The organism is Saccharopolyspora sp. MMCC62 (assembly GCF_057736575.1).
This window is the reverse complement of sequence record NZ_JBYKCM010000004.1, coordinates 416,252-430,241: the sequence shown is the minus strand read 5'-3', so window position 1 is coordinate 430,241 and position 13,990 is coordinate 416,252. Positions and strand designations below refer to the sequence as shown.

Annotated in this window: 13 protein-coding genes; 3 read left to right on the top strand and 10 right to left on the bottom strand. The window is 73.6% G+C overall.

All coding sequences use genetic code 11. The features are described 5' to 3' along the window. Positions 1-489 precede the first annotated feature (489 nt). Complete coding sequence (locus tag AC29IT_RS12410; RefSeq protein ID WP_488218775.1) at positions 490-1,740, bottom strand: DUF6986 family protein; 1,251 nt, start codon at positions 1,738-1,740, stop codon at positions 490-492. A 72-nt stretch (positions 1,741-1,812) separates the two neighbouring features. Further along, a complete protein-coding gene (aceB, locus tag AC29IT_RS12405; RefSeq protein ID WP_358434151.1) occupies positions 1,813-3,411 on the bottom strand; it encodes a malate synthase A in 1,599 nt (532 codons plus the stop codon). 181 nt (positions 3,412-3,592) lie between these two features. On the opposite strand from aceB, the gene AC29IT_RS12400 reads away from it, so the two are divergent. After that, a complete protein-coding gene (locus AC29IT_RS12400) occupies positions 3,593-4,372 on the top strand; it encodes an IclR family transcriptional regulator (protein ID WP_358434148.1) in 780 nt (259 codons plus the stop codon). Here AC29IT_RS12400 and AC29IT_RS12395 read toward each other — a convergent pair. The 7 genes from AC29IT_RS12395 to glmS all read right to left on the bottom strand — a co-directional run bounded on the left by AC29IT_RS12395 (position 4,358) and on the right by glmS (position 11,700). Further along, the gene (locus AC29IT_RS12395) at positions 4,358-5,011 is read right to left on the bottom strand and encodes a DedA family protein (protein ID WP_358434145.1); all 654 of its coding nucleotides are present in this window, start codon (positions 5,009-5,011) and stop codon (positions 4,358-4,360) included. The two genes, AC29IT_RS12400 and AC29IT_RS12395, sit on opposite strands and share 15 nt — an antisense overlap. Positions 5,012-5,080: 69 nt before the next feature. Beyond that, entirely contained in the window at positions 5,081-5,290 is a 210-nt protein-coding gene (locus tag AC29IT_RS12390) for a hypothetical protein (RefSeq protein WP_358434143.1), read from the bottom strand. A gap of 109 nt (positions 5,291-5,399) precedes the next feature. Then, positions 5,400-5,861 carry a tRNA (adenosine(37)-N6)-threonylcarbamoyltransferase complex ATPase subunit type 1 TsaE gene (gene tsaE, locus AC29IT_RS12385; protein WP_488218774.1) on the bottom strand — a complete coding sequence of 154 codons (462 nt, stop codon included), beginning with the start codon at positions 5,859-5,861 and terminating at the stop codon, positions 5,400-5,402. Beyond that, the gene (locus AC29IT_RS12380) at positions 5,858-6,964 is read right to left on the bottom strand and encodes an alpha/beta fold hydrolase (protein WP_488218773.1); all 1,107 of its coding nucleotides are present in this window, start codon (positions 6,962-6,964) and stop codon (positions 5,858-5,860) included. The genes tsaE and AC29IT_RS12380 overlap by 4 nt, the downstream gene beginning before the upstream one ends. Continuing rightward, positions 6,961-8,106, bottom strand: coding sequence for an alanine racemase (gene alr / locus AC29IT_RS12375; RefSeq protein ID WP_358434134.1), 1,146 nt, complete (start codon positions 8,104-8,106; stop codon positions 6,961-6,963). Before alr ends, AC29IT_RS12380 begins: the two co-directional genes overlap by 4 nt. Before the next feature lie 94 nt (positions 8,107-8,200). After that, entirely contained in the window at positions 8,201-9,703 is a 1,503-nt protein-coding gene (locus tag AC29IT_RS12370; RefSeq protein WP_488218772.1) for an NAD(P)H-hydrate dehydratase, read from the bottom strand. A gap of 134 nt (positions 9,704-9,837) precedes the next feature. After that, entirely contained in the window at positions 9,838-11,700 is a 1,863-nt protein-coding gene (glmS, locus tag AC29IT_RS12365) for a glutamine--fructose-6-phosphate transaminase (isomerizing) (RefSeq protein WP_488218771.1), read from the bottom strand. A 269-nt stretch (positions 11,701-11,969) separates the two neighbouring features. On the opposite strand from glmS, the gene AC29IT_RS12360 reads away from it, so the two are divergent. Both AC29IT_RS12360 and AC29IT_RS12355 read left to right on the top strand, forming a co-directional pair. Continuing rightward, positions 11,970-12,788 carry a dienelactone hydrolase family protein gene (locus AC29IT_RS12360; RefSeq protein WP_358434126.1) on the top strand — a complete coding sequence of 273 codons (819 nt, stop codon included), beginning with the start codon at positions 11,970-11,972 and terminating at the stop codon, positions 12,786-12,788. A 297-nt stretch (positions 12,789-13,085) separates the two neighbouring features. Continuing rightward, positions 13,086-13,493 (top strand): hypothetical protein, encoded by a 408-nt coding sequence (locus tag AC29IT_RS12355; protein ID WP_488218770.1) that lies wholly within the window; start codon positions 13,086-13,088, stop codon positions 13,491-13,493. Between the two features lie 44 nt (positions 13,494-13,537). Here AC29IT_RS12355 and AC29IT_RS12350 read toward each other — a convergent pair whose 3' ends face one another. Beyond that, on the bottom strand, positions 13,538-13,987 hold the full coding sequence (locus AC29IT_RS12350; RefSeq protein WP_488218769.1) for a hypothetical protein: 450 nt from the start codon (positions 13,985-13,987) through the stop codon (positions 13,538-13,540). Positions 13,988-13,990: the final 3 nt, after the last annotated feature.

Below are 13,990 nucleotides of genomic sequence, written 5' to 3'. Positions count from 1 at the left end.
GACCGTCCGACCGACCGAACGGGACGATCACCCGGCGATGGTGCCGCCGCCGTAATAACGAACGCCCGTTCGCCTAACAGGGGCCGGCCGACGCCCCGTTCACCCGAGGAGACCCGAGCCGGCTCGAACCGTCCGGGAACGGCCGCGAGCCGAACGGTCCGTTCACCCCGCGCTGGTGCCGCCGCAGCCAAAATAACGACCGTCCGTTCTCCAAAAAGGCCCCAACCGACGCCCCGTTCACCCGAGCAAGCCGGGCCGACTCGAACCGTCCAGGGGCGGCAGCGACCCGACCGGAGTGAACGGACCGTTCGACCAACTAGATCGGACGAACGGTCCGTTCACCCCGAACGAACAGCCCGAGTCAACGAACCGCTCGGTCGGCTCGACGGCGCGAACGGTCCGTTCACCCCGCGACGACCGACCCGAGTGAACGGACCGTTCGACCAACTAGATGGGACGAACGGTCCGTTCACTCGGAAAAAGTGGGGGTTAGAGGCGGGCTAGGGTGCGCAGCCGGGTCTCGTCGACCGTGGTCAGCTCGCGCGCCTCCGCCGCGTCGATCGCTCCGCCGTCGAGGGCGCGCACGAACGCGGACGCCAGGGCGCGGGCGGTGGCGGGCTCGTCGAGGACCGCACCGCTCCCGGAGCCGACGTAGGCGGCCAGCCGCTCGGCCTGGGCGGGCGCGCTCTCCCGGAACGCGGCGAACACGGCCGCGTACCGGCTCACCAGCTGCGCCGGATGCAGGTCCCAGCCCTGGTAGAAGCCGTGCGCGAGCGAGCGCCGCACCAGCTCGTAGTGGTTGCGCCAGCCGTGGTGCACCTGGTCGCCCACGGGCAGCACGTTGGTGGACCCGTCGGACAGGAAGATCCCGGTCCCGGCCGCGGACACCTGCATCACGTGCCGGGCGAAGTCGCAGGAGCGGTGCGCGAGGTGCTGGTGCGCGGCGGTGAGCCCGCAGCTCGCGGTGTAGTCGTAGGTGCCGAAGTGCAACCCGCTGACGCGCCGCCGCCCGGCCTCGACGAACCTCGGCAGCGCCAGCCGCCCCGAACCGTCCACGATGGACTGGGTGGTCTCGACCTGGATCTCGAACCGCAACGACCCGGAGGCCAGCCCGAGCTGCTGCTCGAACAGTTCCAGCAGCTCCACCAGCACCTCGACCTGCGCGACGTCCACGACCTTCGGGAAGGTGAGCACGAATCCGGCGGGCAGGCTCCCCCACCGCTGCAGCAGCGCGGTGAGGAACACGTCCAGCGTGCGCACCGAGCGGGCCCGCAGTTCGGGGTCGTCGAAGGACTTCACGCGCAGCCCGAAGTTCAGCGGCTGCGCCCCGTCCCGCAGCCAGCCGGCGACGATCCCGGCGGCGCGTTCGGCGTCGGCGTCCTCGGCCTCGTCGCCGGGCGAGCCGTAGCCGTCCTCGAAGTCGATCCGCAGGTCCTCCACCGGTGCCCCGGCCAGCTTCTCCCGCACCCGCGGATGCACCGCGGCCGCCACGGGGTCGGCCAGTCCCAGCAGGGCGCCGAGCGCGGCCGGATCCGGCAGGTGCTCGTCGAACGCGTCCAGCGCGGCGCCGGCCCACGACCGCAGCACCTGCGCGTCCACCGCGGACGCGGGCACGTAGCAGGTGTGCACCGGTTGCCGCGCCGACCCGGCTCCCGGGTAGCGCCGCGCCATGTCCTCGTCCACCGCCGACAACCGGTCCAACCGCCGCCGAACCTGCTCGGCGTCCAGCGAAGTCCTCACGCGCACCTCCGGGAACGGCGGAGGGGACGGCCGACGACCGCCCCCTCCTTCCAGTGGATCAGGACCAGTGGATCAGATCCGCTCGTACGCGGGCAGGGTCAGGAAGTCGACGAACTCGTCGGCGACCGCGACCTGCTCGAACAGCTCCACCGCGGCGGCGAGGTTCTCGGTCGGGAACCCGGCCTCGGCGCGCAGCGCCTGCTCGGTGTCGGCGAGGACCTGGCGCACCAGCTCCACCGTCACCTGTTCGCCACCGGCGAGGACCACGTCGTTGTGCAGCCACTGCCAGATCTGCGAGCGGGAGATCTCGGCGGTCGCGGCGTCCTCCATCAGGTTGTGGATGGCCGCCGCACCGTTGCCGCCCAGCCAGGACACGATGTAGCGGACGCCGACGTCCACGGCCGCGCGCAGGCCGTCGATGGTCTTGTCGCCGGGCGTCTTGTTCACCGCGAGCAGGTCGTCCGCGGTGATCGACACGTCGGCGCGCTTGCGGTCGATCTGGTTCGGCTTGTCGCCGAGGACCGCGTCGAACTCCTCGAAGCAGATCTCCACCAGGCCCGGGTGCGCCACCCAGGAACCGTCGAAGCCGTCGCCGGCCTCGCGGTTCTTGTCGTCGTGGACCTTCTGCATCGCCTTGTCGTTGGCTTCCGGGTCCTTCTTGTTCGGGATGAACGCGGCCATGCCGCCGATCGCGAACGCGCCCCGCTTGTGGCAGGTGCGCACCAGCAGCTCGGTGTAGGCGCGCATGAACGGCGCCGTCATGCCGACCGTGTTGCGGTCCGGCAGCACGTACTGGTCGGAGTCGCGGAAGGTCTTGATCACGCTGAACAGGTAGTCCCAGCGGCCCGCGTTCAGCCCGGCCGAGTGGTCCCGCAGCTCGTAGAGGATCTCCTCCATCTCGAACGCGGCCGGGAACGTCTCGATGAGCACCGTGCCGCGGATCGTGCCGTGCGGGATGCCGAGCTCCTGCTGGGCGTGGGTGAACACGTCGTTCCACAGCCGCGCTTCGAGGTGGCTCTCCATCTTCGGCAGGTAGAAGTACGGCCCGCTGCCCCGGTTCACCAGCTCCTGGGCGTTGTGGAAGAAGTACAGCCCGAAGTCCAGCAGCGCACCGACGATCGGCTCGCCGTCGACGAGCACGTGCTTGTCGTCGAAGTGCCAGCCGCGCGGGCGCACCAGCGGCACCGCGTGCTGCACGTCGTCGCGCAGCTTGTACTGCTTGCCCTCCGGGGTGGTCAGCTCCACCTGCTTGCGGACCACGTCGTAGAGGTTGACCTGGCCGCTGACCACGTTCGACCAGTGCGGCGTGTTCGCGTCCTCCAGGTCGGCCAGCCAGATGCGGGCACCGGAGTTGAGCGCGTTCACCGACATCTTGCGGTCGGTGGGGCCGGTGATCTCCACGCGGCGGTCGGCGATGTCCGCCGGCGGCGCGGCGACCTGCCAGTCGGACTCGCGGACCTCCGCGGTCTCCGGCAGGAAGTCGAGCCTGCCGTTGCGCTTGGCCTCGGCGCGGCGCTGCACGCGGCGGGCCAGCAGCTCGTCCCGGCGGGCGCCGAACTTGCGCTGCAGACCGGCGACGAAGTCGAGGGCCTCGGCGGTGAGGATCTCGTCGCCGCGCTCCACGGGGCCGCCGAGCACCTGCACGCTCGTCGTCGGGGTCGTGTCGGACATGGAAGCCCACCTCTCTCGGTACCTGCGCTCGCCGCCGAGCCGGGGCCCGCTCGGCAGCGCCAGAACGCTTCAGTGCTTTTCTGCATCGTGGATGTTAGTTTCCACATGTGGCCCGAGGCAACATGAGCTCGGGCACCGCCGACTAGACTCGATCACCAGACCGACCCGAAGGGACGCAGCGATGACCGGGCCACGTCGTGCCAACCAAGGCGGAGGGGTGCAGTCCATCGAGCGCGCCTTCGACCTGCTGGAACTGATGGCGGACGCAGGCGGCGAAGTCGCGCTCTCCGAACTCGCCGAAACCTCCGGGCTGCCGCTGCCCACCATCCACCGGATCATGCGGACCCTCGTGAGCAGCGGGTACGCCCGCCAGCAGCCGTCCCGGCGGTACTCGCTCGGGCCACGGCTGATCCGGCTCGGCGACACCGCCAGCCGGTCGCTCGGGTCCTGGGCGCGCCCTTACCTCGCCGAACTCACCGAGGCCACCGGCGAGACCTCCAACCTGGCGGTGCTCGACGGCGACCAGGTCGTCTACGTCGCGCAGGTGCCCTCGCAGCACTCCATGCGCATGTTCACCGAAGTCGGCCGCCGCGTCGACGCGCACGCCACCGCCGTCGGCAAGGCCGTGCTCGCCGACCTCGCCGCCGACAGCGTCGCCACGCTGCTGGAACGCTCCGGGATGCGCGCGCAGACCGAGCGCACCATCACCAGCGTCAGCGCCATGCAGGACGAGCTCGCCCGCATCCGCGAACAGGGCTACGCCGTCGACGACGGGGAACGGGAGGTCGGCGTGCGCTGCTACGCGGTCGCCCTGCCCAGCGCGCCCGCCGGTGCCGCGATCTCCATCAGCGGTCCCGAAGGCCGGATGACCCGCATGTCCACCGAGACGCTCGTCCCGCTCATGCAGCGGCTCGCCGAGAAGCTCGCCGCCGAACTGCGCACCGCCTCACACGGCGCCTGATCGGGCCGCCCGCGCGGCCCGGCGCCGCCGCACCAGCAGCACCACGCCCGCCACCAGCCCGGCCAGCACCAGCAGCGGCGCGCCCACCACCCCCACCGCGGCCGACACCCGGCCGTAGGCCTCCCCCGCGATCCGGCCCACCGTGCAGATCACCGCGGCCCACGCGAACGACGCCGGGACGCTCGCCGCGCAGAACCGGCGGTACGAGACGCCCGCGCGACCCGCCAGCCGCGGCATCAACGTGCGCAGCACGCTCACGAAGTGCGCTCCCGCCACCGCGGGGACCGCGCGGCGCTCCAGCAGCGACAACGACCGGCGCACCCGCTCCGGACCGGCGCGCTGGATCAACCCGCGCTCCCAGCGGCCCGGCGGCTCCAGCAGGTCCGCGTCCTCGTCCAGCAACCGCAGCCGTCGCGCCCGCAGGAACGCCCACTGGCAGCCCAGCGCCGACGCGGCACCCGCCACCGGCACCGCCACCCACAGCGGCACCACGCCCTGCCGGGACAGCAGGCCCAGCGTCAGCAACATCGGCGAACCCGGCAGCAGCACCCCCAGCGGCGATCCCGACTCCGACGCCAGCACCAGCACCGCCACCACCAGCAGAGCCGCCACCGGCAACCCCATCACGTGCTCGACCACCGAGCGATCCCTCCGCACCGTCCGACGCCGCCGCTACCGGCGGGCCCCTCACCCCGCCGGTCAGCCCGATCAGCGCACGAACAGGTGGAAGCCGTCGTCCTCGCGGATGTCGCACTCGCTCCACTCGCCGAACGACAGGCCCGCGTTGCACTCGGCCTCCACGACGGAGCGGTCGTTCGAGGACCGGACGTAGCGCCAGTCGTCCGCCGCCATCGCGGGCGCGCCCACGGACAGCAGGCAGGTGGTCAGCGCGGCCCCGGCCAGGATCTTGCGCAGCATTCCGACTCCGATCTCGCCCGCGCGGCACCGCGCCGCGCGCACTCTTCCTACCGCGAGATCGGCGGAAGATCGGGTCCGCCGGTGAACCGCAGGGGCATCCCTCGCCCGGTCAGCTCCGGACGGCGTCCAACCGGTGCGCCCAGTCCGCGCCGTGCGGCTCCAGCTCGACCTCGCGCACGTCGTCGGCGCGGCGGTGCAACCGGATCAGCAGGAACTCGTCGGCGAGCCGGTCCGCGACCTCGGCGCCCCACTCCACGACCACCACCGCATCGGTGAGATCGGTGTCCAGGTCCAGGTCGTCCACGTCCTCCAGGCCGCCCAGCCGGTAGGCGTCCACGTGCACCAGCGGCGGCCCGTCCGCGGCCGGGTGGTGCACCCGCGCGATCACGAACGTCGGCGAGGTGACCTGGCCCGTCACGCCCATGCCCGCGGCGATGCCCTTCGCCAGCACGGTCTTCCCCGCGCCCAGCGGGCCGTCCAGGACCACCAGATCGCCCGCGCGCAGCCCGGCGCCGAGGCGCCTGCCGAACTCCAGCGCTTCGTCCGGGGTCGCCAACTCGACGGTGCTCATGACCGGCCGCCCACCTTCGTCTCGCCCTCCGCGGCGCGGCGGGCACCGCGCCTGATCAGCGCTTCCAGGTGCGCGGTCACCAGCTCGTCCTGCTCCAGCATCGCCATGTGCCCGGCACCGTGCACCCGCACCAGCTCGGCGTCCGGCAGCTCCCCGGCGATCACCTCGGAGTGCGAGAACGGCGTCATCCGGTCCAGATCACCGCTGAGCACCAGCACCTCGGTGTGCCGCAGCCCGGCCAGCGCGGCCTTGCGGTCGTGCGAACCGAGCGTCTCCAGGAAGTCCGTGACCACCTCGACCGTCGTCGCCGAGATCATCTTGTTCATCAGGTCCACCAGCGAGGGGCTCACCTCGCGGTCGCCGAACGACAGCGCGCGCACGATGCTCCACGCCAGCTGCCCGCCGGTGCGGCGCACCCGCTCCACCAGCTCCGGTTGCAGCCCGGCGATCACGCCCAGGCCGCGGGTCAGCGGGTTGTGCCGGGACAGCCACGGCTTCGGCAGGCCGGAGGCGCCGATCTCGCCCGCCGACGTGCTCATGAACGCCACCGCGCACACCCGGTCCCGGAACAGCTTCGGCCGCTGCTCGGCCAGCGCCATGATCGCCATGCCGCCCATCGAGTGCCCCACCAGCACCACCGGCCCGCGCCGCGCGGTCGCCCGCACCACCGCGTCCAGGTCCTTGCCGAGCTGCTCGATCGTGCTGCCGCGCCGCGACGAGTGGCCGGAGCGGCCGTGGCTGCGCTGGTCGTACTGCACCACCCGCACCCGCGGATCGGTCATCTTCGGCAGGTCGCGGCGCTGGAAGTGCCAACATCGCGAATCGAGCGCGTAGCCGTGCACCAGCACCACCGTCAGGTCGGCGTGCCCGCCGTCGGCCGGTTTGATCTCCTGCACCGCCAGCGGGACGCCGTCGTCGGCGGCGACCGTGGACTGCCGGTCCGGGCGCAGCTTGCCGAGTCCCTCCTCGGCGTGCGGGTCGTCCTCGTCCTGGCGCTGGGTGGCGACGCGCGAGCTGTGCGCGGCGACGCCGACGACCGCACCGGTCACCGCGGCCCCGAGCACCCCGCTGGTCCAGGCCAGCGCCTGCCACACCGGTCTCATGTCGCCTCCGTCCCCACCGCGGTGCGCGTCACCCGCGGCCGGTACATGCCGGTGACGATCTCGTAGTGGATCGTGCCGAGCGCCTCCGCCCACTCCGCGGCGGTCGGCTCGCCCAGCGCACCGGCGCCGAACAGCACCACCTCGTCGCCCACGGCGACCGGGTCGTCATCGCAGCGCACCACCAGCTGGTCCATGCACACCCGGCCCACGACGGGGCGGCGGCGGCCCGCCAGCCACACGTCCATCCGGCCGGAGAGGCTGCGCGGCACGCCGTCGGCGTAGCCGACCGGGACCAGCGCCAGCGTGCACGGGCGGTCCGCGGTCCACCGGTGCCCGTAGGACACGCTCTCGCCCGCCGCGACCCGCTTCGTCAGCGCCACGGTGGAGCGGAACGTCATCGCCGGGACCAGGCCGTGGTCGCCGTCCTGCGGCACCGGGTCCAACCCGTAGGCGGCGATGCCGGGCCGGACCAGCTCGAAGTGCAGGTCGGGCCGGGTGAGCACGGCCGCCGAGTTCGCCAGGTGCCGGATCGGGTCGAGGCCGGCGGCGCGCGCCTGCCGGTAGGCCGCGTCGAAGCGGGCGGCCTGCGCGTCGATCGACGGGTGCCCGAGCTCGTCGGCGCACGCCAGGTGCGACCACACGGCGACGACCTCGACCGAGCCCGCGGCCTGCGCCTTCGCCGCCTGCTCCACCAGCGCGGGCCACAGCTCCGGCGGGCAGCCGTTGCGGCTCAACCCGGTGTCGATCTTGAGGTGCACCCGGGCGGTCGTCGACCGCGCCTGCGCGGCCGCCGCGATCGCGTGCAGCTCCGCCTCGGAGGAGGCCCCGAGCTGCACGTCCGCGGCGACGGCCGCCTCGAAGTCGTCGCCCGGCACGTGCAGCCAGCACAGCAGCGGCGCGGTGATGCCGTCCGCGCGCAGCCGCAGCGCCTCGCCGATCGCGGCCACGCCCAGTTCGGCGGCGCCCGCCGACAGCGCGGCGCGCGCGACCGTCGCGGCGCCGTGGCCGTAGCCGTCGGACTTCACCACCACCATCGTGCGAGCACCGGAACGCCGAGCGCGCTCGGCCAGCAGGGCGACGTTGGTGCGGAGCGCGTCGACGTCAATGCGCAGGTCGGCGCGGTGCACGGGCTGTTCGGTCATGGCGCGCACATCGTCGCACACGGAAACCGGCGAAAGGCCCGCACATGTGACCCACCCCCGCCCGGAGATCACCACCGGCCGCGCCGCGGGGAGGTCAGCTCGCGCGGAGCTCCCGGATCGCCGCCGGAACCGCCCTGAGCAGCGCCGACGCACCGATCGGGGCGCCCACCGGGTCGTCCCCGGCGTCCGGCCCGAACGCGGCGAGCTCGGCCGCCAGCGCGTGCGCGTGCGCCGCGTAGCCGCAGGCCAGCCACGGGTCGACGCCTGCCGCGAGCAGCGCGCCGATCAACCCGGTCAGCACATCACCCGATCCGGCGGTCGCGGGCCACGCGTGCACCGACGGGTTCACCAGCACCCGGCCGTCCGGGGCGGCCACCACCGTCGTGTTCCCCTTCAGCAGCAGCACCGCGTCGAAGCGCCGCGCCACCTCCCGCGCCGCGGCGACCCGGTCCGGGCCGACCTCGCCCGCGAGCCGCTGGAACTCGCCTGCGTGCGGCGTCAGCACCAGCGCCGCGTCCGGGTCCCGGGCGTCCCACAACGTCGGGTCCTCCGCGAGCAGGGTGATCGAGTCGGCGTCGGCGCACACCGGGCGGCCCGACTCCAGCGCGCGCCGCAGCACCTCGCGGCCGCTGGCGCCGGTGCCGATGCCCGGGCCGACCGCCCACGCCTGCACCCGGCCCGCATCGGTGATCGACCCGGTGGCCACCACCTCCGGCCAGTGCGAGCGCACCAGGTCCGCGGCCGAACCCGCGTAGCGCACCATCCCCGAGGTCGCCTGCACCGCCGAACCCGTCGCCAGCACCGCCGCGCCCGGGTAGGTCGCGGAACCGGCCGCGACGCCCACCACGCCCTGCGAGTACTTGTCGTCCTGCGGCCGCGGCACGGGCCAGCCCGCGCCCACGTCCGCCGCGTCCAGCACCACCAGGTCCGGCTCCGGCAGGTGCTCGTCGACGCCGATGCCCGCCACCACCACCGCGCCGGACCGCACCGAGCCGGCGCCGAGCAGGTGGCCCGGCTTGCGGCCGCCGAACGTCACCGTCAGGTCCGCGTCGACCGCGGGCCCGTCCACCGCACCGGTGATCGGGTCGACGCCGGACGGCAGGTCCACCGCCACCACCGGCGCCGCCACCCGGGACACCAGCTCCGCGGCCAGCGGACGCAGGCATCCCCGCGCCGAGAGCCCCACGATCCCGTCGACCACCAGGTCCGCGCGCTCCAGCGCGCCCGCCGCGGCCGCACCGACCCCGGCGGTGTCCGCGCCCGGCCCGGCCGCGTCCACCAGCTTCCCGCCCGCGCGGCGCAGCGCCGCCGAACCCGCCGGGTGCGCCTTGTCCGGGGACAGCAGCAGCGCGGTCACGCCCGCGCCGCGGCGGCGCAGCTCCACCCCGGCCCACAGCGCGTCGCCGCCGTTGTTGCCCGCTCCCACCAGCAGCACCACGTGCGCGCCCGCGACCGCGCCCGCGGTCTCCGCCAGCAGCCGGGCGCCGTGCACCGCCACCGCGAACGCGGCGCGGCGCATCACCACCGGCTCCGGGGTGCGGGTGAACACGCTGCGCTCGGCGTCCCGGACCTGGTCCGGGGTCCACGCTCCCTGCACTGGCGACCTCCTGTTCGCGGCCGGCCCCGTTCCTCGACGGCCGGCGTCTCCGTTCCCGGCCCGCCCGATCATGGCCCATCGAGCGCGAAGGGCCGCCCGACCCGAGGTCGAGCGGCCCGATCAGCGCCGGCGGATCACTCCACCGTGACGGACTTGGCGAGGTTGCGGGGCTTGTCCACGTCGTAGCCGCGGGCCCGGGCGATCTCCGCCGCCAGCACCTGTAGCGGAACGGTGGACACCAGCGGCTGCAGCAGCGTCGCCACCGCCGGGATCTCGATCAGCTCGTCCGCGAACGGGCGCACCGCCTCGTCGCCCTCCTCGGCGATGACGATGGTGCGGGCGCCGCGGGCCTGGATCTCCCGGATGTTGGACAGCATCTTCGAGTGCAGCAGCGCCCGGCCCTTCGCCGACGGCATCACCACGACCACCGGCAGCCGGTCCTCGATCAGCGCGATCGGCCCGTGCTTGAGCTCGCCCGCCGCGAAGCCCTCCGCGTGCATGTAGGCGAGCTCCTTGAGCTTGAGCGCGCCCTCCAGCGCCACCGGGTAGCCGACGTGGCGGCCCAGGAACAGCACCGCCTTCGAGTCGGCGAGCTCCCGGGCCAGCGTGCGCACCTGGTCCACGGTGGACAGCGCCTGCCGGACGGCCTGCGGCATCGCGGCGAGCTCCTCGAACTCGCGCGCCACCTCGTCCGAGTACTTCGTGCCGCGCGCCTGCGCCAGCGCCAGCCCCACCAGGTAGTTCGCGGTGATCTGCGCCAGGAACGTCTTCGTCGCCGCCACCCCGATCTCCGGGCCGGCGTGGGTGTAGAGCACCGCGTCCGACTCGCGCGGGATCTGCGCGCCGTTGGTGTTGCAGATCGCCAGCACCCGGGCCCGCTGGGTGCGCGCGTGCCGCACCGCCTCCAGGGTGTCGGCGGTCTCGCCGGACTGGGAGATCGCCACCACCAGGGTGTCGCGGCCCAGCACCGGGTCGCGGTAGCGGAACTCGCTGGCCAGCTCCACCTCCACCGGGATGCGGCACCAGTGCTCGATGGCGTACTTCGCCAGCAGGCCCGAGTGGTAGGCGGTGCCGCAAGCGACGACGAAGACCTTGTCGATGTCCCGAAGGTCCTGCTCGGTCATCCGCTGCTCGTCGAGGACGATGCCGCCGTCGACGAAGTGCCCGCGCAGCGTGTTCTCCAGCGCCTCGGGCTGCTCCTCGATCTCCTTGAGCATGAAGTAGTCGTGGCCGCCCTTCTCGGCGGCCGACAGGTCCCAGTCCACCGTGAACGGCTTCGCCTGCACCTCGGCGCCGTCGAAGTCGGTGACCCGGTAGCCGTCGCGGTCGATCGTCACGACCTGGTCCTGGCCGAGTTCCACCGCGTCCCTGGTGTGCTCGATGAACGCGGCCACGTCCGAGGCCAGGAAGTTCTCCCCCTCGCCGACGCCCACCACCAGCGGCGAGGACCGGCGCGCCGCCACGATCTTGTCCGGCTCGTCGGCGTGCGTGACCAGCAGGGTGAACGCGCCCTCCAGCCGGCGCGCCACCGCGCACGTGCTGGCGGTCAGGTCACCCGCGGTCGGGCCGGCGGCGTACGCGGCCGCGACCAGGTGCGCCGCGGTCTCGGTGTCGGTCTCGCTGGCCATCTCCACGCCCGCGGACTCCAGCTCGGCGCGCAGCGCGGCGAAGTTCTCGATGATGCCGTTGTGCACCACCGCGACCTTCCCCGCCGCGTCCCGGTGCGGGTGCGCGTTGCGGTCGGTCGGCGCGCCGTGCGTCGCCCACCGGGTGTGGCCCATGCCGCTGGTCGCGACGAACCGCGAACCGTCCTGACCGGCGAGCTTGCCCTCCAGGTTCGACAGCGCGCCCGCCGCGCGCTCGACCGCGAGACCACCCGCGCCGTCGAGCATGGCGACGCCCGCCGAGTCGTAACCCCGGTATTCCAGCCGCCTGAGCCCGTCCAGCACGACGTCCAGCGCCTGACGATGTCCTACGTAACCCACGATGCCGCACACCCGAGTCAGCGTAGCCACCGCCGCGGAACGCCTCAGAACGGGCAGGGCAGCCGCACCTGACGGTGCGAACCCCTCGTCCACGACCCGGCTACGCCCATCACCGCCGGTCAACGACCCGAACCCGGTCTCGGCACCCGTGGTCGCGGTCCCCACCTGGGGAGTTCCGGTGGTGCGCGGGCCCGGCGGACGCGAGCGAGGCATCCGCCACGTGACGAACCGCGCACCTCGCGTGGGCGCGGTCGCGCCCGCGTCGGCTACCGTGACCCACCATGGCGCGGAATGCCAAGAAGGCGTTGGAAGAACTGTCCCACCGCGGGCCGCACGAGGTGCTGCACGGCGATCTCGCGCTGGTCGGCCTGCCCGGCATCGTGTGCACCCCGCGCAGCGGGCGCGGACTGCCCGCCGTCGCGTTCGGCCACGGCTGGCTGCAATCGCCCCGCCGCTACGCGGGACTGCTGCGCCACCTGGCCTCCTGGGGCATCGTCGCCGCCGCGCCCGGCACCCAGCGCGGACCGCTGGCCTCGCACCGGATGCTGGCCGCCGACCTGCGCACCGCGCTCGACATCTGCACCGGAGTGCGGCTCGGCGACGGGCAGATCAGCGTGGACGACCGCAAGCTCGCCGTCGCCGGGCACGCCCTCGGCGGGGGCAGCGCCGTGCTCGCCGCCGCCGACGATCCGCGCGTCCGCGCCGTCGCCACCTTCGCCGTCACCGAGACGATGCCCTCGGCGCTGGCCGCCGCGCACCGCGTCACCGCGCCCGGACTGCACCTCACCGGTGGCAAGGACCTGCTCGCGCCGTCCGTCGCCAACGCCGAACCGATCGCCGCCGCCTGGGGCGGGCCAGTGCAGCTGCGCACCCTGCCGAAGGCCAGCCACCTCGGGTTCACCGAAGGCAGGCACTGGACGGAGCTCGTGCTGCACGGCAAGGCCGAATACCGCACCCAGCGCACCGCCCGCGCGCTGCTCACCGCGTTCCTGCTGCGCCACCTCGACGGGGACAAGCGGTGGGACGCGCTGCTCGACTCCGACGTCTCCGGCGCCACCATCGACCAGGAACGCACCCGCACCGCCGCGCTCACCGCCTGAGCTCCGGCCGGCGATCAGCCGGAAACGCCTCGCGGCGGCGGCGAGGCGGCGAGAATCACCGCTCGTGAACGTTCCGTAGCAACCACCGAGACCACCCTTCCCGCACGGCACGCCGCCCCCGACCTGCCCGGGTGGGCAGTGGGGGTACGGGCCACCGCCGCCCGGCCCGGGAGTGCAGTGGGGGTATGGGCCGCCTCCGGTTCAACCCCGGCCGTCCGGTCCGCCGCGGCGCCCGGCTTCGAACCTGCCGCGCATCGCCTACGGCGTGGTGCTGTGCGTGTCGGGATCCTCTTCCTCGTGGACGGCACCATCTCGATCACCGGCAGCATCGAAGCCGCCCGCGTAGTCGTGTCCGGCCGTCCCCAGGCGGGGTTGAACAACACCCTGGCGATCGCGCGCGGCGCCCTGATCGTGCCGGGCGGACTGGTCGCGCTCGTGGCCGGGATCCTCTGCTTCGCGCGCAAACCCGCCGCGCAGATCCTCGCCGTCGGCCCGGCGGCCTCGAGCGGGCTCGCCTACCTGGTGAGCGCCGCCTACGAGATGCACGACCTGGTGCACGGCGGGTTCCGGTTCGGCATCGGGTACTTCTTCGACAACCGCTTCACCGCTCTCCTCGTGATCGGCCTGGCGGCGACGCTGCTCGCGTTCGTCCCCGCGATCAGCAGGAGCGTGGCGGCGCGACCGGTTCCCTGGTCGCACAGGTGAGCCGATGAGGTCGGGCCGCGCCCCGGCGAGGACGCGGCCCGGCGTCACCTCAGCCAGGTGCGGTTCGAGAAGTCGTCGTCATCGTCGTCGTGCACCACGGGTCGGCGGCGAGCGGCCGGACGCGGTGCGGGACGCGGGGGCGGCTGCTGCCAGCCCCGCGGCTCCGGCGGCGCCACCGGTTCCGGGCGCGGCCTGCGGTCCTGCTGCTCGACCGGGCGGGACGGCGGCGGATCGGTGTACTCCTCCTCGTCGTCCGCTAGGCCCACATCGATCTCGGCGATCCGGTCGCGCTCGGTGGCCGCGCGCTCCGCCCGCTCCCGGATCCGCTCGGCCATCTTCCGGGCCGTGGCGACCGTGCTCTCGATGCCGGCCTTGGCCTTCTCCGCGCTCTCCCGGGAACTCCGGGTCAGCTCGTGGCTGCGGTTCACGTCGTCGCTGACCAGCTTGGTCATCGACTCCCGGAAGGCGCGCGCCGCCGGTGTCTCGGTGCTCATCTC

Bases quoted from the DNA above. Each gene is read 5' to 3' on its own strand.
- aceB (WP_358434151.1), bottom strand. From the start codon at position 3,411: ATGTCCGACACGACCCCGACGACGAGCGTGCAGGTGCTCGGCGGCCCC.
- AC29IT_RS12400 (WP_358434148.1), top strand. From the start codon at position 3,593: ATGACCGGGCCACGTCGTGCCAACCAAGGCGGAGGGGTGCAGTCCATC.
- AC29IT_RS12390 (WP_358434143.1), bottom strand. From the start codon at position 5,290: ATGCTGCGCAAGATCCTGGCCGGGGCCGCGCTGACCACCTGCCTGCTG.
- tsaE (WP_488218774.1), bottom strand. From the start codon at position 5,861: ATGAGCACCGTCGAGTTGGCGACCCCGGACGAAGCGCTGGAGTTCGGC.
- AC29IT_RS12380 (WP_488218773.1), bottom strand. From the start codon at position 6,964: ATGAGACCGGTGTGGCAGGCGCTGGCCTGGACCAGCGGGGTGCTCGGG.
- alr (WP_358434134.1), bottom strand. From the start codon at position 8,106: ATGACCGAACAGCCCGTGCACCGCGCCGACCTGCGCATTGACGTCGAC.
- AC29IT_RS12360 (WP_358434126.1), top strand. From the start codon at position 11,970: ATGGCGCGGAATGCCAAGAAGGCGTTGGAAGAACTGTCCCACCGCGGG.
- AC29IT_RS12350 (WP_488218769.1), bottom strand. From the start codon at position 13,987: ATGAGCACCGAGACACCGGCGGCGCGCGCCTTCCGGGAGTCGATGACC.